This window comes from Methylobacterium sp. A52T (genome assembly GCF_053346095.1).
This window is the reverse complement of the sequence record NZ_JBKFBI010000071.1, coordinates 1-21,195: the sequence shown is the minus strand read 5'-3', so window position 1 is coordinate 21,195 and position 21,195 is coordinate 1. Positions and strand designations below refer to the sequence as shown.

23 protein-coding genes, 1 tRNA gene and 1 pseudogene are annotated in these 21,195 nt (G+C 69.9%); 12 read left to right on the top strand and 13 right to left on the bottom strand.

Annotated features, from left to right (window positions below; translation table 11 throughout):
• Positions 1 to 46 precede the first annotated feature (46 nt).
• A complete protein-coding gene (locus ACLBYE_RS17570) occupies positions 47 to 1,351 on the top strand; it encodes a sugar MFS transporter (protein ID WP_447695164.1) in 1,305 nt (434 codons plus the stop codon).
• A 26-nt stretch (positions 1,352 to 1,377) separates the two neighbouring features.
• Positions 1,378 to 2,241 carry an SMP-30/gluconolactonase/LRE family protein gene (locus ACLBYE_RS17565; RefSeq protein ID WP_447695163.1) on the top strand — a complete coding sequence of 288 codons (864 nt, stop codon included), beginning with the start codon at positions 1,378 to 1,380 and terminating at the stop codon, positions 2,239 to 2,241.
• Between the two features lie 253 nt (positions 2,242 to 2,494).
• Here ACLBYE_RS17565 and ACLBYE_RS17560 read toward each other — a convergent pair whose 3' ends face one another.
• Together ACLBYE_RS17560 and ACLBYE_RS17555 are read right to left on the bottom strand one after the other, a co-directional pair.
• Positions 2,495 to 2,716, bottom strand: coding sequence for a DUF6894 family protein (locus ACLBYE_RS17560; protein ID WP_056527261.1), 222 nt, complete (start codon positions 2,714 to 2,716; stop codon positions 2,495 to 2,497).
• A gap of 699 nt (positions 2,717 to 3,415) precedes the next feature.
• A complete protein-coding gene (locus ACLBYE_RS17555) occupies positions 3,416 to 4,096 on the bottom strand; it encodes a DUF4142 domain-containing protein (RefSeq protein ID WP_205833508.1) in 681 nt (226 codons plus the stop codon).
• A 334-nt stretch (positions 4,097 to 4,430) separates the two neighbouring features.
• Between ACLBYE_RS17555 and ACLBYE_RS17550 the strand changes: the two genes are divergently transcribed.
• Complete coding sequence (locus tag ACLBYE_RS17550) at positions 4,431 to 5,486, top strand: LacI family DNA-binding transcriptional regulator (protein WP_447695162.1); 1,056 nt, start codon at positions 4,431 to 4,433, stop codon at positions 5,484 to 5,486.
• A gap of 12 nt (positions 5,487 to 5,498) precedes the next feature.
• On the opposite strand, the gene ACLBYE_RS17545 is transcribed toward ACLBYE_RS17550, so the two are convergent.
• Genes ACLBYE_RS17545 through ACLBYE_RS17535 form a run of 3 tightly spaced genes read right to left on the bottom strand, consistent with a single transcriptional unit; the run spans position 5,499 to position 9,335 of the window.
• On the bottom strand, positions 5,499 to 7,247 hold the full coding sequence (locus ACLBYE_RS17545; RefSeq protein WP_447695161.1) for an ABC transporter ATP-binding protein: 1,749 nt from the start codon (positions 7,245 to 7,247) through the stop codon (positions 5,499 to 5,501).
• Positions 7,248 to 7,260: 13 nt separating this feature from the next.
• Positions 7,261 to 8,067 (bottom strand): siderophore-iron reductase FhuF, encoded by an 807-nt coding sequence (gene fhuF / locus ACLBYE_RS17540; protein ID WP_447695160.1) that lies wholly within the window; start codon positions 8,065 to 8,067, stop codon positions 7,261 to 7,263.
• Entirely contained in the window at positions 8,064 to 9,335 is a 1,272-nt protein-coding gene (locus tag ACLBYE_RS17535) for an MFS transporter (RefSeq protein WP_447695159.1), read from the bottom strand. Before ACLBYE_RS17535 ends, fhuF begins: the two co-directional genes overlap by 4 nt.
• A 235-nt stretch (positions 9,336 to 9,570) precedes the next feature.
• On the opposite strand from ACLBYE_RS17535, the gene ACLBYE_RS17530 reads away from it, so the two are divergent.
• Together ACLBYE_RS17530 and ACLBYE_RS17525 are read left to right on the top strand one after the other, a co-directional pair.
• Complete coding sequence (locus tag ACLBYE_RS17530) at positions 9,571 to 9,789, top strand: hypothetical protein (protein ID WP_020094759.1); 219 nt, start codon at positions 9,571 to 9,573, stop codon at positions 9,787 to 9,789.
• A 374-nt stretch (positions 9,790 to 10,163) separates the two neighbouring features.
• A complete protein-coding gene (locus ACLBYE_RS17525; protein ID WP_447695158.1) occupies positions 10,164 to 11,924 on the top strand; it encodes an HWE histidine kinase domain-containing protein in 1,761 nt (586 codons plus the stop codon).
• Between the two features lie 179 nt (positions 11,925 to 12,103).
• Here the strand turns inward: ACLBYE_RS17525 and ACLBYE_RS17520 are convergent, their stop codons facing one another.
• From ACLBYE_RS17520 to ACLBYE_RS17510, 3 genes are all read right to left on the bottom strand, one after another.
• Positions 12,104 to 12,493, bottom strand: a complete 390-nt coding sequence (locus ACLBYE_RS17520; protein ID WP_447695157.1) for a phage holin family protein — start codon at positions 12,491 to 12,493, stop codon at positions 12,104 to 12,106.
• Between the two features lie 79 nt (positions 12,494 to 12,572).
• Positions 12,573 to 12,992, bottom strand: coding sequence for an RNA polymerase sigma factor region1.1 domain-containing protein (locus tag ACLBYE_RS17515; RefSeq protein ID WP_447695156.1), 420 nt, complete (start codon positions 12,990 to 12,992; stop codon positions 12,573 to 12,575).
• A gap of 88 nt (positions 12,993 to 13,080) precedes the next feature.
• The gene (locus ACLBYE_RS17510) at positions 13,081 to 14,172 is read right to left on the bottom strand and encodes an acyltransferase family protein (protein WP_447695155.1); all 1,092 of its coding nucleotides are present in this window, start codon (positions 14,170 to 14,172) and stop codon (positions 13,081 to 13,083) included.
• A gap of 177 nt (positions 14,173 to 14,349) precedes the next feature.
• Between ACLBYE_RS17510 and ACLBYE_RS17505 the strand changes: the two genes are divergently transcribed.
• The 4 genes from ACLBYE_RS17505 (at position 14,350) to ACLBYE_RS17490 (ending at position 15,956) form a co-directional block, all read left to right on the top strand.
• Positions 14,350 to 14,426 (top strand) — tRNA-Arg (locus ACLBYE_RS17505).
• Positions 14,427 to 14,572: 146 nt separating this feature from the next.
• Positions 14,573 to 15,286 carry a transporter substrate-binding domain-containing protein gene (locus ACLBYE_RS17500; RefSeq protein WP_447695154.1) on the top strand — a complete coding sequence of 238 codons (714 nt, stop codon included), beginning with the start codon at positions 14,573 to 14,575 and terminating at the stop codon, positions 15,284 to 15,286.
• Positions 15,287 to 15,347: 61 nt separating this feature from the next.
• The gene (locus tag ACLBYE_RS17495; protein ID WP_447695153.1) at positions 15,348 to 15,572 is read left to right on the top strand and encodes a hypothetical protein; all 225 of its coding nucleotides are present in this window, start codon (positions 15,348 to 15,350) and stop codon (positions 15,570 to 15,572) included.
• 117 nt (positions 15,573 to 15,689) lie between these two features.
• Positions 15,690 to 15,956, top strand: a complete 267-nt coding sequence (locus ACLBYE_RS17490) for a hypothetical protein (RefSeq protein ID WP_447695152.1) — start codon at positions 15,690 to 15,692, stop codon at positions 15,954 to 15,956.
• A gap of 117 nt (positions 15,957 to 16,073) precedes the next feature.
• Here the strand turns inward: ACLBYE_RS17490 and ACLBYE_RS17485 are convergent, their stop codons facing one another.
• The 4 genes from ACLBYE_RS17485 to ACLBYE_RS17470 form a co-directional block, all read right to left on the bottom strand.
• The gene (locus ACLBYE_RS17485) at positions 16,074 to 17,444 is read right to left on the bottom strand and encodes a serine hydrolase domain-containing protein (protein WP_447695151.1); all 1,371 of its coding nucleotides are present in this window, start codon (positions 17,442 to 17,444) and stop codon (positions 16,074 to 16,076) included.
• 273 nt (positions 17,445 to 17,717) lie between these two features.
• Complete coding sequence (locus ACLBYE_RS17480; RefSeq protein ID WP_447695150.1) at positions 17,718 to 19,046, bottom strand: Y-family DNA polymerase; 1,329 nt, start codon at positions 19,044 to 19,046, stop codon at positions 17,718 to 17,720.
• On the bottom strand, positions 19,043 to 19,495 hold the full coding sequence (locus ACLBYE_RS17475; RefSeq protein WP_447695149.1) for a LexA family protein: 453 nt from the start codon (positions 19,493 to 19,495) through the stop codon (positions 19,043 to 19,045). The genes ACLBYE_RS17480 and ACLBYE_RS17475 overlap by 4 nt, the downstream gene beginning before the upstream one ends.
• A gap of 5 nt (positions 19,496 to 19,500) precedes the next feature.
• A complete protein-coding gene (locus ACLBYE_RS17470; RefSeq protein ID WP_447695148.1) occupies positions 19,501 to 19,695 on the bottom strand; it encodes a hypothetical protein in 195 nt (64 codons plus the stop codon).
• Positions 19,696 to 19,896: 201 nt separating this feature from the next.
• Between ACLBYE_RS17470 and ACLBYE_RS17465 the strand changes: the two genes are divergently transcribed.
• The 3 genes from ACLBYE_RS17465 (at position 19,897) to ACLBYE_RS17455 (ending at position 21,075) form a co-directional block, all read left to right on the top strand.
• Positions 19,897 to 20,151 carry a hypothetical protein gene (locus ACLBYE_RS17465; RefSeq protein ID WP_447695147.1) on the top strand — a complete coding sequence of 85 codons (255 nt, stop codon included), beginning with the start codon at positions 19,897 to 19,899 and terminating at the stop codon, positions 20,149 to 20,151.
• A gap of 71 nt (positions 20,152 to 20,222) precedes the next feature.
• Positions 20,223 to 20,471: a hypothetical protein gene (locus tag ACLBYE_RS17460; RefSeq protein ID WP_447695146.1), complete on the top strand. Its 249-nt coding sequence runs from the start codon at positions 20,223 to 20,225 to the stop codon at positions 20,469 to 20,471.
• A gap of 364 nt (positions 20,472 to 20,835) precedes the next feature.
• Positions 20,836 to 21,075, top strand: coding sequence for a hypothetical protein (locus ACLBYE_RS17455; RefSeq protein ID WP_447695145.1), 240 nt, complete (start codon positions 20,836 to 20,838; stop codon positions 21,073 to 21,075).
• A gap of 15 nt (positions 21,076 to 21,090) precedes the next feature.
• Here the strand turns inward: ACLBYE_RS17455 and ACLBYE_RS17450 are convergent.
• Positions 21,091 to 21,195, bottom strand: a pseudogene (locus ACLBYE_RS17450) (IS5-like element ISMra2 family transposase); the annotation flags it as partial.

The window sequence follows — 21,195 nt, the reverse complement described above, 5'->3', positions numbered from 1 at the left end:
CACGGGGCCCCGACAAGGCGGCCCGAGAGGCAGAGGACGACGCCGGATGGCTGGACCGATCGCGACCGCGGGGACCGCGGGGCCCTGGACGGGGGCGGAGGCCGCGCGCGACCGGGGCGGCTACCGCCCGGCCCTGTCGCTGCTGGCGAGCCTGTTTTTCATGTGGGGCTTCATCACGGTCATCAACAACACGCTGCTGCCGCACCTGCGCAGCGTGTTCGACCTCGACTACACGCAGACCACGCTGATCGAGTCCGTCTGGTTCATCGCCTACTTCGTCGCCTCGATCCCGGCGGCCAAGCTGATCGAGCGCGTCGGCTACCAGCGCGCCCTGGTGACGGGACTGGGCATCATGGCGCTGGGCACGCTCGGGATGATCCTGGCCGCCCACCGGGTCTCCTACGCGATCACGCTCACGGCCCTGTTCGTGATCGCCAGCGGCATCACCCTCCTGCAGGTCGCCGCGAACCCCTACGTGGCGGTGGTCGGCCCAGCCGAGAGCGCCCCGGCGCGGCTCAACCTCGTGCAGGCGTTCAACTCCCTCGGGACGACCCTGGCGCCGCTGTTCGGGGGCTACCTGATCCTCGGCCGCTCGGCCTCGGGCAACGCCGCCGCCGGGGCCACCCTGACCCCGGCCGAGCGCCTGGCCGACGCGCAGTCGGTGCAGCTGCCCTACCTGATCGTGGCGGTGGTGCTCGTCGTCCTCGCCGCGGTCATCGCCCGCTTCCCGCTGCCCGCCATCAGCGGTTCCGGCGGCACCACCGCCCGGGCCGCCAGGGCCGAGCGCGCCGGCCTGTCGCTCTGGCGCCACCGCAACCTTGTGCTCGGCGTGCCGGCGATCTTCATCTACCTGATCGCCGAGATCGGGGTGTCGAACCTGTTCATCAACTTCGTGTCGCAGCCCGAGATCGGCGACCTGACCCACGCCCAGGCCTCGCGCTACCTGTTCCTGCTCTGGGGCGGCATGATGGTCGGCCGCTTCGTCGGCAGCTACCTGATGCAGCGGCACCCGGCCGAGACCGTGCTGGCCGGCGCGGCGATCGGCGCCTGCGCGGTGATGCTGGTGGCGACCTTCGCGACCGGCCACCTCGCCCTGTGGGCGCTGATCTTGGTCGGCCTGTTCCACGCGATCATGTTCCCGACGATCTTCACCCTGGGCATCCGCGGCCTCGGTCCGCTCACCGAGGAGGGCGCCGGGCTGCTGATCATGGCGATCGCGGGCGGGTCGCTGGTGGTGGTGCAGGGCTGGGCGGCGGACCGGTACGGGCTGCAGCTCTCCTTCCTGATCACCGCCGCCTGCGAGCTCTACGTCCTGTTCTACGCGCTCTGGGGTTGCCGGACCGGCGCCTGAGCGTCGGCCAGATCTGGGAGCCCGCCATGGACCCGCGGATCCGCATCCTCGACCGGCCCCGGCGCGACCGGCTCGGCGAGGGCCCGGTCTGGGTTCCGGAGCGGGGCGTGCTGTTCTGGGTCGATATCGAGGCGCCGGCCCTGAACTGGCTGGACCTCGCCGACGGGGCCGTGGGCACGCGCCCGTTCCCGGAACCGCTCGGCTGGATCATCCCCCGCGCGGGCCGGCGCGACTTCGTCGTCGGGCTGAAGAGCGGCTTCGCGACCTACGACCTGGAGGCGGACCGCCTCGCGCCGATCGGCGACCCCGAGCCCGACGACCCCGACAACCGCCTGAATGACGCCAAGGTCGACGGCGCCGGCCGGATCTGGGCCGGGAGCATGCACCAGGCCGAGACCGCGGTGTCGGGCGCCCTGCACCGGCTCGACCCGGACCTGACGTGGCGGCGGATGGATACCAGCTACGGCGTCGCCAACGGGCCGACCTTCAGCCGCGACGGGCGGATCCTCTATCACAGCGACAGCGCCGCCCGGACGGTCTACGCCTTCGACCTCGCCGCCGACGGGGTGCTGACGGGCAAGCGGCCCTTCCTCCGCTTCCCCGACGATTGGGGCTGGCCCGACGGCATGACCACGGACGAAGAGGGCTGCCTGTGGATCGCCCACTGGGGCGGCGGCCGGCTCAGCCGCTTCGATCCCGCGGGGCGCCTGCTGCGCGCGATCCCCCTGCCCGCCCCCAACATCACGAGCTGCGCCTTCGCGGGTCCCGGCCTCGACCGGCTGTTCGTCACCTCGGCGGCGCGGGGGGGCGAGCACGTGCCGGAGGCCGGCGCGCTGTTCGAGCTCGACGTCGGCGTCGCCGGCCTGCCGGCCCGCGCCTTCGCGGGCTGACCGACCCGGCGCCGAGGACGTGAGTCTCCTGCGCAGATCTTTCCTCCAGCGGGGCGGGTACTCCGGCGTCCGAGCTGCCGCGGCGGGCGGCCGCGGGTCGGCAGTCGCGGGCCTGCGGTCGCGGGATCGTGCGTCGGCGTCCTCCGGATGGGGGATGCGGTCGCCCTGTGGCGGGTCTACGGTCGGGCCTTCTCCGAGACGAGATCACCTTCAAGCCCGCCCGGCCAAGCCGCGGCGGGCTTCTTGTCGGGCGCTACCGCCGGATCGGCAGCCGGTGGCGGGCGTACCCGGCGGCGTCGCGCACGACCAAGCTCCAGGACCGGTCGGGATCGGCGGCGCAGACCTCGTCGGCCATCTCGGCGATCACGCTGCGCGCCTCGGCCATGGCCTCGGCCAGGCTGCCGACCTCCACGCCGTCGTCGTCCCGGATCGTCTCCTCGCCGCTCTCGAGGTCGAAGTAGAAGCGCTCGGACACCGACCTCCCCCCTGCTGCAGCCCCGCGGCGATCGTCCGGATATCTCTACGTAGTGCGATACACGACTGGGAAAGGTCTTCGGTCGGATAAACCTTAATGCATCTAAAACATGAAGTTTGCTCGGATCTGCGCCGTCCGCCCGAGATTCCGCTCACGTTATCAAGTACAAGGATCCCCAGCGTCCCCCCGCCGTCGTCCGACGGCCCGGAGCGGTGGCGCGCCTGAGCCGGGGCCCCGTGACATGTCGACCTCCGCCAACCCGCCCGACCCGTGCGCCGAGACGGCCGCGCTCCGCAAGGACAAGCTGCGCGCGCACATCAGGAGCGTGCTGTCGACGATCCGGTCCCATCATACGGGCCGCGGGGCGCCGTCGATCCGGGCCACGGGCTACGTCCTTGGAGGGTGGTTCTGCGGCTCGGCCGCGGCAACGATCCCGCTTTTTACGTAGCAACGGTCCGTCCAAGGGATGTGTTTCTCGAGGCGCCGCGATCCGGCGCTTCGAACGGCGTCCCATGGCAGAGAACACCCAGCTTCGATCCCATATCCGCGGCGTGCTGCTCAGATTGGTACGGCGCCTGCGCGATCGGGCCGGCTGACGGGGTCCTGTTCGAGGCCGGTGGGACAATTGCGAGACAACTGCGAGACAACCGCGAGGAGGTCGGTGCGCCGCGCGGCGCACCGACCTCGTCGTCCGGCCGCTTACCCCGGCTGAGCGCCCATCATCGCCTGCATCCGATCGAGCCGGGCGATGTGCAGGTTGATCAGCGGCAGGGCGCCGCGGGCGATCGCGCGCAGGCCGGGATCCTCGCCCGACCGGGCGTAGGCGCCGTGGATGCCCAGCGCCTCCCGATGGCCCTGGAGCGAGGCGTTCACGAAGGTGGCGTCGTATTGCGGCCCCGGCGGCATGGCGCTGAGCTGCGCCAGGATCTGCGCCTTCTGCGCGTCGGTGGTCATGCCCTGGGCCGGAGCCGGTCCGCCGAGCACGCCGCCGACGACACCGCCGGCGACGCTGCCCGCCGCATTCACGGCCGTGCCGGCCACCGCCACCGGCGCCGCGACGAGGCCGCCGATCAGGCCACCCGGGCCCGCCGCGGCCGGGCCCGGGATCGGGGCGCCGCCCGTGTAGGCGCTGATCTTGCGGGCGAGGTTCACCTGTTCGACCACCTCCGCGCGGGCGAACTTCTTGACGGCGGGATTGGTGGTCTTCGCGTGGGCGTCGCGGGCCGTGTTCTCCAGGAACAGGCCGCCGCCGGTGGCCATCTGGAGATAGGCGCCGGTCGGAATCGCGCCGGCCGGCGTGACCTGCGCGAGGGCTGTGCGGGTGACCGCCAGGGCCGCGGTGGCGCCCAGCATCGTGGTGAGGAGAGCGCGTCTGTGCATGCGACGGTGCATCATGGGAGTGGCATCCGGATTGGGTGAGGCACCCGACGCCCCGATCATCGCTTGAGGTGCTGCCCGGCGAACCGCACAGGGGGGACAAGGTTCCTGCCCGGCGGGCCGTTCGAACGGCGGGATCGGGGCACCGAGAAGCCGCAGGATGGACCGGATTTCGCGCGCGAATGACCGGTCCTGCGCAGCCTTTGCGCAGGAATACGCCGTCTTCGCCGCCCGGCCCGCGGCTTTATCTCCGATCGATACAGATCTAGATTGGCGCACCGAACGAGGCGGCGCCGCGCGGGGGGCGCGGCCATCCAAACCGGCTCTCGAGGTGACGATGGGCCAGACGACGATCAAGGACGTCGCCCGACGGGCCGGCGTGAGCTTCCAGACGGTCTCGCTGGTCCTGAACCACCCGCAGAAGGTCGCCCGGACCACGCGCGAGACCATCGAGACGGCCATGCGCGACCTGGACTTCGTGCCCAGCCTCGCCGCCCGGTCCCTGCGCAAGAAGCCCAGTCGCAGCATCGCCTGCGTGTTCGCTCCGGCGCCGGAGCCCGCCGCCGACGGGGGCCGCCCGGGGGAGACGGCCGATCACGGCCACGTCCTCCGGACCTTCGGCACCGTCACCGACCGGCAGGGCTACACCCTGGTCCACCGCTGCCGCCGCGCCGACGACCCGGACGGCCCGGGCCGGATCGCCGGCCTCGTCAGCGAGGCCCGGGTCGACGGCCTCGTGGTCTTCGCCGAGGATCGGGACGACCCGCTGATCGGCCTGCTCCAGGCCAAGCGATGCCCGTTCGTGGTGTTCGGCCTGGAGGTGCCCGGCACGCACTACGTCGCGCTGGCGGAGCGCGACGCGGTCCACGGGGCCGTCCGCCACCTGATCGCGGCGGGGAGCCGGTCGATCTGCCTGCTCGCGGGCGACGCGCGCCGGCCCGCCGCCGCCACCGAGCGGATCCGCGGCTACCGGGATGCCCTCGCGGAGGCGGGGCTGCCCCTGCGCGACGCCCTCGTGGTCTCCTGCGACGGGACCGCCGCGGGCGGCTACCGGGCCGCGCGGGCTCTCCTGGAGGCCGGACCCGGCGCCCGGCCGGACGCCGTCGTGGCCGCCAGCGACCGGGTGGCGTTCGGCGTGCTGCGGGCGCTGCACGAGGGCGGCGTGCGGGTCCCCGCGGAGATCCGCGTCGTCGGCTTCGACAATCTCAGCCAGGGGGCCTACGCGGTCCCGAGCCTGACCTCGGTCGATGTCCCGGTGCTCGACATGGTCCGGTCCGCCTTCGCGACGCTGGTCGAACTGATCGAGGGGACGCGGGCGCCGGACGACCTTGCCCAGACGCTGTTCCCCGCGCGCCTCGTCGTGCGCGAGTCGAGCGCGCCGGCGGCACCCTAGCGAGGCCGGCTCTCACTCCGCCGCGAGGACGCCCGCGCCGGCTTCGCCGCGCCCGAACTGCGCCGCGTGCAGGCGGCTGTAGGGGCCGCCGGCGGCCAGCAGTGCCGCGTGCCGGCCCTCCTCGACGACCCCGCCCTCCCCCAGGACCACGATGCGGTCGGCGTCCCGGATGGTGGCGAGGCGGTGGGCGATCACCAGGGTCGTGCGCCCGCGGGCGAGCTCGGCGAGCGCCCGCTGGATCTCCCGCTCGGTCTCGGTGTCGAGCGCCGAGGTCGCCTCGTCGAGGATCAAGATCGGCGGGTTCTTGAGGAAGACCCGTGCGATGGCGATGCGCTGCTTCTGGCCGCCCGACAGGCGCACGCCGCGCTCGCCCACCACGGTGTCGAGGCCCTCCGGCAGGCTGTCGATCAGCCCGCCGAGACGGGCGCGCCGCGCGGCGGCGTCGATCTCGGCCTCGGCGGCGTCGAGGCGGCCGTAGGCGATGTTCTCCCGGATCGTGCCGGCGAACAGGAACACGTCCTGCTGAACGATGCCGATCTGGCGGCGCAGACTCGCCAGGGTGATGTCGCGGATGTCGATCCCGTCGACGGTGATGCGGCCCGCCTCGACCTCGTAGAAGCGCGGCAGCAGGGCGCAGAGAGTGGTCTTTCCGACCCCCGAAGGACCCACGAACGCCACCGTCTCGCCGGCCGCCACCGCGAGATCGAGGCCGGCGAAGACCGGGCGGCCGGGCCCGTAGCCGAAGCCCACCCCTTCGAAACGGATGTCGCCGCGCAGGGCGCCGACCGCGCGCGCGCCGCGCCGGTCGGTGATGTCGGGCTCGGTGGCCAGCAGCTCCTGGTAGCGGCGGAAGCCCGCGACCCCCTTCGGATACGTCTCGACCACGGCGCCGATCTTCTCCAGCGGCCGGTAGAACACGCCCACCAGCAGCAGGAAGCCCACGAAGCCCCCGGGCGTCAGGTCGCCCCGAACCACGAAGGCGGCGCCGCCGAGCAGCACCGCGATCTGGACGAGGCGCAGGCCCAGGTAGTTGATCGACAGGCCGGCCGCCATCAGCCGGTAGGCCTCGAGCTTGGTGTCCCGGTAGCGGGCGTTGTCGAGGGCGAACAGGGCGCGCTCGTGGGGCTCGTTGGCGAAGGCCTGCACCACCCGCATCCCGCCGACATTCTCCTCGATCCGTGCGTTGAAGGCGCCGACCCGGCCGTACTGGGCCTGCCAGTTGCGGGTCATGCGGCCGCCGTAGCGGATCGACACGAAGGCGATTAGCGGCAGGATCGCCGCGGTGATCAGCGCCAGCGGCGCGTGGACGTAGAGCATCAGCGCGAAGGCGCCGAACAGCGTCATCACGGCGATGAACAGGTCCTCGGGCCCGTGATGGGCGACCTCGCCGATCTCCTCCAGGTCCTTGGTCACCCGGGCCACGAGGTGGCCGGTCTTCTGGCCGTCGTAGAAGCGGAAGGAGAGTTTCTGCAGGTGGTCGAAGGCCCGCGCCCGCATCGTGGTCTCGATGTTGATGCCGAGCACGTGGCCCCAGTAGGTGACGACCACCATCAGGCCGGCATTGGCGACGTAGACCAGCGCCAGCGCGGCCGCGGCGAGCAGGATCAGGCCCCAGTCCTGCCGGGGCAGCAGGCTGTCGATGAAGCCCTTCACGGCGATGGGAAAGCCGAGCTCCAGCAGGCCCGACAGCACCGCGCAGCCGAAATCGACCAGGAACAGCGTCCGGTACGGCCGGTAATAGGCGAGGAAGGCCTTCAGCATCGCGCGGCTCGGATCAACGTTGGGCGGCGCACTCGACGGGGCAGAGCGCGCCGCAGGACGGCACCCCCGGCAGGCGGTGGCGCAGGCAGCAGACGCGCCGCCGCCGGCAGCCCGAAGGTCCCGGGCAGAGCGCCTGCGCAAGAGGACTCTCGAGCGGGCTCCTAGCGCAGCCGGGGCCGGCGCGCCATCCGAGGCAGGCCGCGACGTCGTCACAGGCGGCGGCGCGGGCGGTAGGGCAGGTGGTGGAACAGGCGCTCGCGCAGGTGGTGCCGGCCCCCTCCCCGTCCCCAGCCAGCCCGGCGAGCGGGTCTCCGAGTTCCCGGGCGACGTAGTCGAGGATCACCGCGGCGTTGCCCCAGAGGACCCTGGGGGCGACCCCGCACCGGGCGTGGCAGAGTTCGACGAACGGGCGCAGATGCGCCTCCACCAGCCCGGTCAGGCCGGGCGCCGGGCAGGCCGCGCAGGCCGACCCGTCCGCGGGCAGGCGGAAGCGGCGCGGCCGGCCGGCCGCGTCGAGCTCGAGGCTGACCGCGTCGAAGGCGAGCGGCAGCGGCCGGCCGAGGCGCACCAGGGCGGTCAGGGCCGGCGTCGCCAGGGCCGCGAGGTAGAACTGGCTCCAGTAGGAGACCCGGACCCGCGGGTCGGCGGTCCGGAACTCCGCGCCGAACCCAGCCCCGAAGGCGGCCAGCGTCGCGTCGAACACGGCCTCGTCCCACAGGGCGCCGAGGGGCAGCGCGTCCGGGCCGCCTGGGCCCTCGGCGACCCCGTCCCGGTAGGCCGCGAGCGTGTCGGGAACCTGGGCGGCGACCTCGGCGATCATCGCGCCGCCTCGTCGTCGCGCAGGGTCCGGTCCACCGCGACGGCGAGCCACGCCACCGCGGCGGCGTAGAGCGGCAGGGTGGCGGCGAAGTAGCCCGGCCAGCCGATCCAGCCGGCGAGCGCCGGGGCCGCCACCCGCAGCGGCATCGCGGCGAAGAAGGCGGCGCCGAACAGGAGCGCGTAGTCGGTGGCGGGCTTCGGCCCCTGGGCCCAGCGGTAGATCATGTTGAAGACCGGCACGCCCAGGAACCCGCCCGCGACGAAGCCCAGCACAGCGGCGGCGATGCCGAGATCCGGCACCCGGCCTGCGCAGGCGACGACCATCAGGCCCCCGGAGGCCAGGACGCCGAGGGCCCCCACGGCGATCAGCCGGACCGTGCCGAACCGCGCGGCCAGCCATCCGGCCGCCAGCGCCATGACGAGGTTCACGGCCGGGAGCACGGCGCCGGTGAGCGTGCCGACCTGCCCGAGCGGGACGCCGAGATCGAGGAGCGCCAGGGTGTTGGGCCCGCCCACGAGGTAGGAGGCGGCGAAGTAGGCACCGAGCACCAGCACGCGACCGCCCAGGCGGCGCAGCCGCGCCAGGGAACCCGACCAGCGTTCCGGGCCCGCACCGGCCGCGGTGCCCGCACCGGCGCTCCGGGTCTCGCGCAGGCGCGACTCCCGGTAGCCCAGGATCGGCAGCAGGCAGAGGGCGTCGAGGGCAGCGCAGGCCAGGACCGCCCCGCGCCAGCCCAGGCTGTCGTAGGAGCCGACCAGCACGCCGACCCCCAGGATCCCGCCGAGGGAGGCGCCGCACAGCTTGGCCGAGGCCACGAAGGCGCGCCGCTCCGCCGGCACGGTCTCGACCACCAGGGCCTCGAGGGCGATGTCCATGGTCGCCACGCAGGCGCAGGCGGCGATCGCCAGGGCGAGCAGCGTCGGGAGCGGCCAAGCCTCGCCGAGGCTCAGGACGACCAGCAGGAGCACCGAGGCGGCCTGCGCGGCCGCGATCCAGCCGATCCGGTGGCCGAGGATCGGCAGGCGGAGCCGGTCGAGCAGGGGCGCCCACAGGAAGGTGAGCCCGACCGGCAGGTTGATGAGCTGCAGCAGCCCGACCTCGGCCAGCTCCACGCCCCGCGCCCGCAGGATCAGCGGCGCCCCGCCGGACAGGAAGCCGAGCGTCGCCCCGAAGGTCACGTACAGGCAGAAGAACGGCGCCAGCGGCCGCAGGGCCGCCAAGGTGTCGACGACCCGGGTGCCGATGGCGGGTCCGGCGGAACCGGTCATCGCCCCCCGCACGCCGTACCTCGACCGGTGCCGCGATCCGGGCCGGTCCGGAGACCGCAGTTTATAATCACACTAATCTATTGATTTGCCTCGGTTTTCGCTGTTTAGAGAGGCCTGTGCCGGGGATCAAGCCGGCGGGTTTTCGCGGCGCGCTATCGCGTGCCGCCCCGGCGGATCCGGCGTTAACCTTTCGTCAACCATGCCCCCGACAGAGTCTCCGGCGGAGGGCTGAGCCATGACCCGACGCCGGGACTTCGACGCGCTGAGCGAGGCGCAGATCGCCGCGGACCGCACGCAGGGACGCTGGGTCGAGCCGAGGGCGGGCTTCCGGCCGGCTGGGCCGCGGGCCGTGTCCGATCTGCTCGACACGATCCAGCACGTGGCCGAGGCCGCGACCGGCGAGCGCAGCTTCCTGCACCTGCGTCCGGAGGCCGGCCGGCCCCGCGGACGCTGAGGCGAGCCGGCCCGCGGTCCCGCCGCCCCGACCGCGCGGCCACTGGCGAGGGCCGACCGGTTCTGCAACAACGCCGACATGAGACGGCGTTCGGCCCTCGAATCCGCCCCCGCGCGCGCCGATCGCGTCCGCCCGATCCGTCGGCGCCCCATGGGCGCGGACGCAGCGGCCGGGCTGCTGGTCGGCCATGTCGGCCTGCCCGGCGGCCGCGACGGCCGGATCCGAGGGGCCTGCGCGTCGCCGGCTCCGCCGAGAACGCGACCTTCGCCACCGGCGGCCTCGAACCGGGGATTCGGATGATCACCGAGCCGTGCTCCGTGGAGACCCTGGCCGCGCGGGCGCCCGCGCCGATCGCCGGTCGCGACTGACCGCCGATGCCGCCGCGCTCCCGGTTCCCCGTCCCGCTTCCGCGCGCGCTCCCGCGCTCTCTGCCGCTGTCGCTGACGACCCGCATCCTGCTGCTCGTCCTGCTCGCCCTCGCCCCGGCGCTGGCGATCCAGGGCTACAACGAGGTCGCCCTGCGGGCGAGCCGCGACGCGGCCGTGCGGGCCGACGCCCGTGCCACCGCGCGGGACGTCGCGGAGGATTTCGCCCAGATCTCCGAGCGGATGCAGCAGGCCCTCGACCTGATTTCCGAGGACGCCACCGTGCAGGTGCGGGAGCCGGCGGCCTGCACCGCCTACCTGCGGCGGGCGGCCGCGCGGCTGCCGCACGTGCTGCTGATCGCCCTCACCGATCCCGACGGGGCCGTGATCTGCGACAGCGCCGGCGCGCCCGCGGGCTCCTACTCGAGCCGCGGCCGGGCCTATCACCGCCGCGCCCTGGAGCGGGGCGGCTACGCGGTGGGCGGATACGCGGTCGGCTGCCAGACGAGGCGGCCGTCGATCCACTTCGCCCGGGCCGTCCATGTCGGCGAGTCGGCGGGGGCCCCGGCGGGCGTCCTGCTCGCCGCCGTCGACCTCGACTGGCTCTCCGATCACCTGGAGCAGGCGCTCCATCAGCCGGAGACGGCGATCACCGTGACGGACCGGGACGGCCTGATCATCGCCCGCCGCCCGGACGAGGCGGCCTGGATCGGCAGGCCGATCCCGCCCGACCGGGCCGCCATGCTGGAGGCCCAGGGCAGCGACGTCCGCGTCGCCGCCGACCTCGACGGCCGGAAGCGGATCATCGCCACCGCGATGCCGGACGGCCCGCTGGCCGGGGTGCGCGTCGTCGTCGGGCGCGACTACGCCACCGCCTTCGCGGATATCGACGCCGCCACCCGCCGCGGGCTGATCCTGATCGCCCTGGGGGCGGCCCTGGCGCTCGCCGCCGCCCTCGTGGCCGGACGGGTGTTCATCCGGCGCCCGGTCGACCGGCTCCTGCGCACCGCGGCGGCATGGCAGGCCGGCGACCTCGCCGCCCGCACCGGCCTGCGCGGGGCCGCGGAGTTCGACCGGCTCGGCAGCAAGCTCGACGCCATGGCCGGCACCCTCCAGCGCAGCACCGCCGAGCTGCGCGCGGAGATCCAGCGCGGGCGCGCCCTGCAGGCGCAGCAGGGCACGATGCTGCACGAGCTGAACCACCGGGTGAAGAATACCCTGGCCACCGTCCAGGCCCTCGCCCGGCAGTCCCGCGGCTCCGCGGAGGTCCTGGAGGCGCGGATCCTGGCCCTGTCGAAGACCCACGACCTCCTGACCCGCGAGGACTGGAGCGGGGCCCCCCTGCGCGAGGTGCTGGAGAGCGAGCTCGGCCCCTACCGGACCGGCGACGACCAGATCCGCCTGGACGGGCCGGACGTGTCGCTGAGCCCTCGCGAGGTGCTGGCCCTCGGCATGACGGTCCACGAGCTGACCACCAACGCGGCCAAGTACGGCGCCCTCTCGGTCCGCGAGGGCCGCGTCCGGGTGGCGTGGTCGCTCGCCGCCGGCGCGGCCGGGGAGCGGCGCCTGCGGCTCAGCTGGGAGGAGCGCGGCGGCCCGCCGGTGCGGGCGCCGACCCGGGTGGGCTTCGGGACGCGGCTGATCGCCGGCGGCGTGCGGCGCGAACTCGCCGGCACCGTCGACCTCGCCTTCGAGGCCGAGGGCCTGCGCTGCCGCCTCGACGTCCCGCTCGATCCGGGTCTCGGCACCATGCTGGCGCCGACGGGCTAGATGCAGACTGGCTCGGACGGATTCAGTCGTCAGAGCAGAGCTTTGAGCACGGATCCTGGCAGATCGGTTGAACGCGCTCCTCCGCACGCCGCGCGTCGCGCGCGGTCGACCCGCGCTCAGGCCGCGCGCGAGCATTCCTCTGAAACGCGTTGATACCTTTGGGTTTTCCGGTCCCGGTCTCACGCGCCGGCGCGCGTCACCTCGCGGACGTCGCGCTTCACCTGCCGCCACGTCCGCCAGGGCTCGAGGTTCGAGAGCGCCATCCGGCGGGCGCCCATCCAGCCGAGGCCGAGCGCGATGACGAGGAACGGCGCGGCGACGATCAGCGCGGCCGGCGCCTCGGCACCGAACGGCACGGCCAGCAGCTTCACCACGGCGTCGAGGCCGAGGAAGAAGGTGACGATCAGCAGCACCGGGATCGTGCTGACGATGGCGATCAGCGACACGATCGCCCGGAAATTGCCGTCGACCTCCGTCCGCGCCAGCGTGAGCAGCGCCTCTACATGTGCCGTGCCCTCGCGCAGGGCCGCGATCAGCAGGGCGAGGGTTCCGTCCGGGGTCTGACGCATGGATACGAGAATCCTCGGGGCCGTCACCGGCCAGCTCTCGCCAACGGGGCCGTGGCCCGAAGCGTTCCGCGCCGGTGGCTCACAGCATCAGGAGCAGGGCGCCGAGGATCAGTACGGTCGCCAGGCCGGCCAGTAGGACGGCCCGGTCGGCATCGGCGCCGTCGTCCGGGATCGGCTCCGGGGCGTCCGGCGCGGCGGATGCGGGCGCCGCGAAGGCCGCGCCCTGCCCCGCCTCCGCGGCCCGGACCGGCGGCGTGCCGGGCTGCGGCGCCGGGAGGGCGACCGAGACCGGGATCGCCCGGTCCGTCGGGGGGCCGAAGGCCTCCGGCTCGACGCTCACGCCCGCCGCCTCCAGCTCCAGCATCACGAGGACCAGGGCGTCGACGTCCATCCGCTCGACGGGCAGCGCGGCGCGCAGATCGTCGGCGGTGAGGAGGCCCCGGTCGCGGCCGAGGGCGACCAGCCGGTCGAGCGTCGCGCGATCCAGAGCCTGCGTCATGTCCCGCCTCCGCGGCCGCGTCCCGATGGTCCATCGAGAACGCGCCGCGGTGGCGCCGGTTACCGGCGCCACCGCGGGTGTTCCGGCGCTAGGCCCCGAGGGCGGCCCCGGCCGCCGGGATCGGGCCGGGCTCCGGCGGCGCGCCGCCCGGTCCCGGCCGGAACCGGAGCATCGGCCGCTCGATCAAGTACCAGCTCAGCAGGCCGAGCGGGATGGCGGCCGCGAGTGCGAGGGCGGCGACCGTCCAGGGCGAGATGCCGGGGATCCGCGCGACCAGCGGGTTCTGCACCGGCCACGCGTAGAGGTAGAGCCCGTAGGACGGGTCGACCTGGGCGGTGGCGCGGCTGAGGGCAGTGGGGCGCACCGCGAAGGCGAACCAGAAGATCAGGTAGCCGCCTAGGATCGCGAAGGCCGGCTCGGCCAGCGGTCGGCTGAACATCAGCGGCAGGAGCAGCAGGGCGGCGCGGGTCGCGCCGCGCCGCGTGTAGGCGATCCGGTCGGCGAACAGCCGGAAGGCGCCGCCGCAGCAGAACACGAAGGTGAGGCGGATCATCTCCGACAGGGATCCGAGGGTGTCGCCCGGATGCCCGACGGGCAGGAAGAGCCAGCGCAGGGCGAGGAGGCTGCCGAGCCCCCCGAGCAGGCCGAGATAGCGCCCGCGGCGGCGCAGGGCGCGGGCGGTGCCGACGAGGCCGAGCAGCAGGTAGCAGCCGAACTCGCACGGAATGGTCCACATCGAGCCGTTGAGCAGCGGGTAGGGCAACTCGGCGAAGGCGCCCGGGACCACCGGCATCAGCAGCAGCGACAGCCGCAGCAGCGTCTCGAGTGGTGAGGCGGCCGCGAGGTTGCCGCCGCCGAGGGGCGCGACGACGGCGATGCAGAGCAGGGACGCGACCACGAAGGCCGGGTAGATCCGCAGCGCCCGCCGCGCGAGATAGTCGCCGAAGGAGCGCTTGGCGCGGTAGCTCGCGGTGATCAGGTAGCCGCTCACGAGGAAGAAGCCGTCGACGGCGATCTCCCCCAGGGACAGGGTTCCGAAGACCTGCGTCAGCAACTCCCGGGACCGGTTCCCGTCCACGAGCTCGGGGGCGTGCGCGAGGATCACGAGGCCCGCGAACAGGAGGCGCAGGGACCCGAAATTGTTCGCCCGCGGATCCCGGCCGCCCGTCGTCTCCGCCACCCCTGCCCGCTCCGCGACGCCTCTGCCCGCCGCCCAGGGGCCGGGAAACGGCGCGCGAAGGCAAGGACGCTGGGGCAACACGCGCCGGAGATCTGGCCGCGTCGCCCGCGTCCGCACGCGACGGTGCGGGCGCCGTTGCGCTCCCGGCGCGGTTGGGCTAGGGAATGGCCACGGCCAGCACCCGTAGCTCAGCTGGATAGAGCGTTGCCCTCCGAAGGCAAAGGTCACACGTTCGAATCGTGTCGGGTGCGCCAATCTTCTCAATGACTTGGCTAAAATACCCTCCCCTAGCGGGAGAGTCGGTGTCACCAAGGTGTCACCGCCGCGATCCTCAAGCGCGCCGCTTCCCTGCCTTCTGCTCGCTTCTATGACGCTTCCAGGCCACGCTCAGGACGCGACCATGAGGGCCGAACTGGCCCCGACTGGCATGCTCCGGGTCGGTCTCGTCGAGGCACCGTCCGCCGGCCTGATCTTCGTCAGCCGCGCCGCCGATGGACGACTCGACGGCGTGACGGCCGATCTGAGCGCGGATCTCGCCCGGCAGGTCGGCCTGCCGCTGGCCGTCACCCTGTTCCCGAACTCGGGCGCCGCGGCCGCCGCCCTCCAGGCCGCGGCGATCGATGTCAGCTTCATGCCGGTCGACGCGACCCGGCGCCAAGTGATCGATTTCGGGCCGGGCTACTACGATCTGGAGAGCACCTATCTAGTCAGCGCCAGGTCGGGCATCGCCGACGTGGGGGAGGTGGACCGACCGGGTCTCCGGGTCGTGGCGATCGAGGGTACGACGACGTTCCGCGCCTCCGCCCGCACGCTGACCCGGACGCAGCCCCTCCCCGCCCCATCCGTGGCCAAGGCGGTCGCGCGCATGCGCGCCGGGGAAGCGGACGCCTTCGCCCTCTCGCGCGACACGCTGCGGCCGGTGCTCCTGCAGGTCCCGGGCTCCCGTATCGTGGCGGGAGGCTTCCAGCAGACGCAGGTCGCCGTCGCCGTTCCGAAGGGCCGCCCCGCCGCCCTCGCCTGCGTCACGGCGTGGCTCGATGGGGCGAAGCGCACCGGCGTCGTCCGGCGGATCTTCGATGTCTGCGGCTTCCGCGACGATGCGGTCGCGCCGTGATCGACTGGCTCAACGGCCAGGGCTACGTAAGGCATCGTAAGGATCCGGAAGGCGCGAACTGATGTCGATCCCGCATCTGATCCTGCTCGTTCTCGCCCTGCTTGCCACCTTTGTGATGGCGGTCGGCTGGTCACAGGATGCGTCAGCACCAACGCCGTGGGAATGGTTCGTCGCGAAGGTGGCGGAGGGCGGTCTCTGGTCAGGAATATTCCTATCGCTGCTGGCGGCAGCCTTCTTCGGGTGGCGAACGAGCCGAACCGGCGGGAAGGCCAAAGGACCAAACTAAGCGCCGCCGGCGTCATCTTCATCGATGAGAACGGCGAGGGACGGGACGTCAGGCTCCGTATGGTCTGGACCACGATCCTGCTGGCGCATCCGATGAAGGGGTAGGCGACGCCTCGACGTGACATGGCACGCGGCGGCGGACCTCGACGGCGTCCATCATATGCATGATGGCCTCGTTTCCCGCTCGCGCTACCCGGCTGCCATGACTGACGACGCCGGTCCCGTGCTCGAAGCCGTCGCGGCGCTGCGGGCCGCCGGCGTCGCAGTGGACCCGGTTGGCGACGACTTCGAACGCTGGCAGATCGGGGACTTGGTCTTTTCGGACGGTGATCTGTGGCGCCTGGCCGTGAGCCGAGGACTCGTGGACGAAAGCGACCCGCGATAGCTCGGCGACATGCCCAAAAGCCCCATCGCCTAAAGGCGAAGGGGCGCTTAGTCGTGGCCGCGCGCCTGTGTCGTAGCTGTCGGCGCGGCTGAAGGGACGAGCGCCTCGGCCGCCAAGCTACCCGCGACCCTTTGGCCTACGAGTTGAGGGATAGATCGCTTGGATCGGCCGGCCGAGCTCCGACTGCATTTCACATAACATATTATTTGCTATATAGCACGCCGCAGATATGTTATAAATTGTTCCATCAATAGTGACATCCACGTAAATTCCGGCCGCATTTAACAATACAAATACGCCCGCCTGCGATGATACGTTATCTGACGAAGGAAGAAAACACATATATGTGTCTACATTGTCGAAGCCGCCGTCTTTCCAGATTGTCTGGACAGTTTTCATATCTTGCTCAAGATTGAGAAACCACCCATATCCAAAGGTTGTAGGCCCAAACTGCGCCTGATCATCATAAAACGACGAGAAAACACCATTAGCTTGAGGCGTTAGCAGCGTAGCTAGCAGCGGAGTGAGAGTCGCCGACTTGATCATGCCCATATTGAATTGAAGCCATAGCGACATGTCGTTTGGCGACGCCACTATGCCACCGGCTCCGAAGTAGGCTGGGAACAGCGGCCAGCCAGGAGCGGCCGGAGAGCATATGTAACTATTTTCAGATGGTTCACAGCTATAGCTTAAATTCAATTGATCCATCGGCGTGTCATCAAAAAACAAAGAACTCATTCCGATTTCTTCGAATATGTATTTTTTGACGATGCCCGGAAAGTTGAATTTCAGATCTGTATCAGGAACTTCAAACTTGATTACTTCTGCCATGATAGCAAAACCAAGATTGGAATAAGTGTAGTTTTCACCTTGAGGAGATACTTGAATGCTGTTGTATTTCAGATAATTCATCATTGCCTTTTCGGAATAAGGCTGTGGCGGATTGCTACCGTCCGGTAGTGGTACGGTCTTGCCATAGCCGTCATTGTCCGACGGCAAGCCTGATGTATAGTTCATCAAATTGTTTAGCTGAATTGTTTGGAACTCTGCATTGAAATCAAATGGACCTGCTGGGCCCTGGTATTCCCCAAGTGTCTTATCTGGAGTATCCGATAAAAATAACTGATATAAGGTTGATGTGAATGTCTTACTGATTGATGCAATTTCAAACAATCCCCAGTTTGGAATTGAAGGATCGATGCTGAATGATTGGTTTAAATTGTTTTTCCAAGTACCGTTGTTGTATACTTTAGTTTGCACGCCGACGCTATCTGTCGGACTGGCCCATCCAACAACAATGCTTATATTAGGGTCAGTTGAGGTAATTTTGTCTAAAATTGGCTTCAATACGCTTTCCGCGCGTGTAAGAAATGCCTGGTTCATTGCACTCATAACAAACCTCGCGCACCCATCATGAAGTGTGAGACTGGCATGATTTTCATTATTTACAAAATAACAGCTCATTGAAAATTTGTCATACTTCTGCATGATCAATAACGATGCATATGCCGACATGAATTACAATTCTCACATCGCAAGCCCTGATCGAAAAGTTACATTCAAATAATAATACCTATAATTTTTTTACGAAAACTGAGGATCACCGCAAGATTGTTCTCTAATTGTATGTAATAAGGACTTCGTCGCATTGAACGGTGTAGCACAGTATGCGAGGCCTGAGCACTTGAGCGCGTATGGCTCGGAGATCAAGTAGTGCTGCAGGAGCCTGATAGAGTTCCCAGTGGCAGATAATTCGCCGCTTCAGGCATAGGCCACCGGCAATTCTCCCACTTGTGTGGTGTAGCGCGGCGTGCGCATCTCGAATTTGGTGTTCCAATCGCGCCGGCTCACCAGCCCGGCCCGCGCCGGCACCACCGCGCCCCGGCCCCAGCGCGCGTTGCACGCGTCGATCGCCGCCATCAGCGGGCCTGAGCGCTCGCGGTCCAGCGCGCCGATCAGCGCCCGCGGGCTGTGCGACAACGGCACGAGGTCGTTCGTGACGATCCCAGCCTTCGAGTACCGCCACGGCCGCTCACCCGGCTCGCGCCAGGTCTGCGCCACCCCATGCCGCGCCGCCTTGATCAGCGCCAGCGTGTCCGACGAGTGCTCCGGCAGCTGCACCGTGGTCGAGACCGAGCGCATCGGCTCGTCCCGGTCGTGCTCGCTCGTGTGATAGAAGACCGTGACGTGGTTGGTGCCCAGCCCCTCGCGCCGCAGCTTCTCGCCGAGCCGCGTCGCGTGCGCGGCCACCGCCTCCTCCAGCACCGCCCGCTCGGTGATCCGGCTCGAGAACGAGCGCGTGACCGCGCAGCCTTTCCGTCGCGCCGGCACCATCTCCAGCGGCAGGCAGGCCGCGCCGCGAAGCTCGTAGATGATCCGCTCGCCGACCACAGTTAGGCCCTTGCGCACCGGCCGCGGATCGAGGTCGCGCAGGTCCGCCACGCTCTCGACGCCCATCGCCTGGAGCTTGGCGAGCGAGGCCCGGCCGATGCCCCAGACCTCGGCGACTTCGATCCGGCACAGCCAGTGCGCGTAGGCCGCCGGGTCGGTCAGGTCGCACACGCCGTCCAGCACCGGCACGGTCTTGGCGATGTGGTTGGCGAGCTTGGCCAGCGTCTTGGTCGGGCCGATGCCGACGCAGGTCGGGATCCCGGTCCAGGCCCGGACCGTGGCGCGCAGGTCCCGAGCGAGTTCGACCCGTAGGGCCGGGGCCACGTCCGACAGGTTCAGGAAGCTCTCGTCGATGGAGTAGATCTCCACCTGCGGGCTGAACTGCCGGTAGACCGCGTTGGTCCGCCCCGACATGTCGCCGTAGAGGGTGTAGTTCGACGAGAACACCCGCACGCCCTGCGCCCGGCACAGCTCGCGGATCTTGAAGTACGGGTCGCCCATCTTGATGCCGAGCGCCTTGGCCTCGCTGGTGCGGGCGATGGCGCAGCCGTCGTTGTTCGAGAGCACGATCACCGGGACAGTGGCGAGCTTCGGGTCGAACACGCGTTCGCACGAGCAGTAGAAGCTGTTGCCGTCGATCAGCGCCACGGCGCGGCCGCCGCCGATCCGATCGCTACGGCGGGCCTCCGGTGTGCTCACGAGAGCTGTCCGCGGGCGACGTGCCAGCGGATCGAGAAGCGCACCACGCCCCAGATCACACCCTCGCCGAGCTCGTCGACCGCGAAGGCGGGCAGGTCCGGGTTGCAGAAGGCGAGGCGTGCGACGTTGCCGTCGATCACGAGGCGCTTGCAGCTCATCTGGCCGTCGACCGCCGCGACCACGATGCTGCCGTGGCCCGCCTTGAGGCTGCGATCGACGCAGGCGAGGTCGCGGTCGTAGATGCCGGCGCCCTCCATGGACGAGCCGGCGATCCGCCACAGGAAGGTGGCGGGCGGGTTCGGCACGAGCCAGCGCGGCAGCTCGAGCGCACCCTCGAGGAAGTCGTCGGCCGGGGATGGGAAGCCGGCGCACAGCGCCTGCCCCAGCAGCGGCACGCGGACGGCGTCCGGGCTATGAATCAACAGTTCGTCGATGCGGTGTACTGACATGAGGTTCAGGCTGCGCAGACGCGACCGCGTGCGTAACCGTGGGAGACCAGCCGGCCCAGGTCATCAACCTGCCGTTCCGCGACGTCGAGGTCGGCAAGGGCGTCGGCGATCGCCTGCACGAGGGCTGCCCAGCCGTCTCGATGTGCGGCTTGGTAGTAGTGGAGCGCGATCGCCTCGGCCTCGGTGAGACGAAACTCCACAGGTGGCTCATGCGGGAGAGCGTGCATCGCGTTTCGATTCCCTGCTAGAACAGACTGAGAACAAAGCGCAGGGGTCATCGCGGTTCAACCGTCGGATCGGCGGCGGCTCGGATAGCGGGGGATCTCTGTGGAAGGCATCCGGAAACGCCAACGCTGTCCGGGCCTTGGCGCTACCGAGGTCGCTCGGCGGAGAAGACGACGATGGCGATGAAGACGGCTTTCGTAGTGCAGCCCTTCGAGGTGCAACGTAAGCGGCTGCGGCCGGCCCGGCAGGAACCGGCGCAGACCGAGAGCGGCGCGGTGAAGAAGGCCGAGAACATGGCTAGGCGGATGCCGGGCGCGGCGGCGCTGAAGGTGGTGGCCGACGACGAGACCGGCGAGCTGGAGGGCGTCACGATCCTCGGCCAGTGGGGCGAGATCCCCGACGACTTCGCCGAGAGCCTGCAGGGTGGGTAGAACGAGCGAATGGCTCCGATCCCGAGCTCAGGAGAGAGGGAACCGTCAGCCTGCATCCAGCTTGGCTCGGCATGCCTGGAAAAACGCCCGCCAAGAAAAAGCCGGTCAAGGCGAAGGTCGCCGAGAAGGCGCCCCGCAAGGTCGGCCTACCAACGCAGCTTGCGGCGATCCAGACGCGGTATCGCGACGCGCTGCTCGATGCGGCCGAGTTGCCCTACGCAGAGCAGGGCGATCGCATCCGGTCCGCATTAGCGACGCTGCTCGCTGAGAAAGCTGCGCTGGGCGTGAAGGACGGCGAGGAACTCGCCGAAGTAGAATAGCTCTACCGACCCACTCCACGTGACGCGAACTCCCCGACCGGCAGGCTATTCTCGCGCAGCTAGCGATCGAGCGAAAGCAAGGAGCTCCCGGCGACGAGAAGGGTCCTCAATTTGCATCCAGAGCCGGAGCAACTCGTTGGGGGTGTCGGCCGTCGATCCAGCAGCTAAAGCCTCTCGAAGCGCCACCTCCGATACCCCCAAGGCCTCTGCGATCTGTCCCATACGCGCTCTGCTTCGAGCCTCGCCCTCACCGCCATCAGCAGGAATATTCACCGCAACGCAGGTCCTAAACGGTGTTCACGAAAGCGCCGACCGACGCTGGTCACAATTTATCAAGACGTTCCGCCGCAGCGGAGTAATCCCTGTGCGCCACATAACCACAGTACAAATGCACTGGTATCGTATCGCAGCGCTGGAGGAGCTTGTGGAGCCACCAAACGATTTCGAGGCGATGGCGGAGGTCTGTATCGCCAATCACGAAGAAATCGTTCGGCACGGCTCACCCGAGATGCAGGCGGCCTCACGAGCGCTGCTCTATGCCCTCGCCGCGGAGATCCAGCGCCGCGAGCAGGCCATGTCGGCCGCGAACGACGACGAGGCCTAGGGCGTCTCTGCAAAGTCATCTGAGCCAGAGCATGGTCATGCCGAGCGTGACCATAGCGAGGTAGTTTGCGGCTCGCTTCTCGTAGCGGGTGGCGATGCGGCGATACTGCTTGAGCCGGCC

Coding starts and splice junctions, on each gene's coding strand:
- ACLBYE_RS17570 (WP_447695164.1), top strand. CDS start 47: ATGGCTGGACCGATCGCGACCGCGGGGACCGCGGGGCCCTGGACGGGG.
- ACLBYE_RS17565 (WP_447695163.1), top strand. CDS start 1,378: ATGGACCCGCGGATCCGCATCCTCGACCGGCCCCGGCGCGACCGGCTC.
- ACLBYE_RS17555 (WP_205833508.1), bottom strand. CDS start 4,096: ATGCACAGACGCGCTCTCCTCACCACGATGCTGGGCGCCACCGCGGCC.
- ACLBYE_RS17550 (WP_447695162.1), top strand. CDS start 4,431: ATGGGCCAGACGACGATCAAGGACGTCGCCCGACGGGCCGGCGTGAGC.
- ACLBYE_RS17545 (WP_447695161.1), bottom strand. CDS start 7,247: ATGCTGAAGGCCTTCCTCGCCTATTACCGGCCGTACCGGACGCTGTTC.
- fhuF (WP_447695160.1), bottom strand. CDS start 8,067: ATGATCGCCGAGGTCGCCGCCCAGGTTCCCGACACGCTCGCGGCCTAC.
- ACLBYE_RS17535 (WP_447695159.1), bottom strand. CDS start 9,335: ATGACCGGTTCCGCCGGACCCGCCATCGGCACCCGGGTCGTCGACACC.
- ACLBYE_RS17530 (WP_020094759.1), top strand. CDS start 9,571: ATGACCCGACGCCGGGACTTCGACGCGCTGAGCGAGGCGCAGATCGCC.
- ACLBYE_RS17525 (WP_447695158.1), top strand. CDS start 10,164: ATGCCGCCGCGCTCCCGGTTCCCCGTCCCGCTTCCGCGCGCGCTCCCG.
- ACLBYE_RS17520 (WP_447695157.1), bottom strand. CDS start 12,493: ATGCGTCAGACCCCGGACGGAACCCTCGCCCTGCTGATCGCGGCCCTG.
- ACLBYE_RS17515 (WP_447695156.1), bottom strand. CDS start 12,992: ATGACGCAGGCTCTGGATCGCGCGACGCTCGACCGGCTGGTCGCCCTC.
- ACLBYE_RS17500 (WP_447695154.1), top strand. CDS start 14,573: ATGAGGGCCGAACTGGCCCCGACTGGCATGCTCCGGGTCGGTCTCGTC.
- ACLBYE_RS17495 (WP_447695153.1), top strand. CDS start 15,348: ATGTCGATCCCGCATCTGATCCTGCTCGTTCTCGCCCTGCTTGCCACC.
- ACLBYE_RS17485 (WP_447695151.1), bottom strand. CDS start 17,444: ATGCAGAAGTATGACAAATTTTCAATGAGCTGTTATTTTGTAAATAAT.
- ACLBYE_RS17475 (WP_447695149.1), bottom strand. CDS start 19,495: ATGTCAGTACACCGCATCGACGAACTGTTGATTCATAGCCCGGACGCC.
- ACLBYE_RS17465 (WP_447695147.1), top strand. CDS start 19,897: ATGGCGATGAAGACGGCTTTCGTAGTGCAGCCCTTCGAGGTGCAACGT.
- ACLBYE_RS17460 (WP_447695146.1), top strand. CDS start 20,223: ATGCCTGGAAAAACGCCCGCCAAGAAAAAGCCGGTCAAGGCGAAGGTC.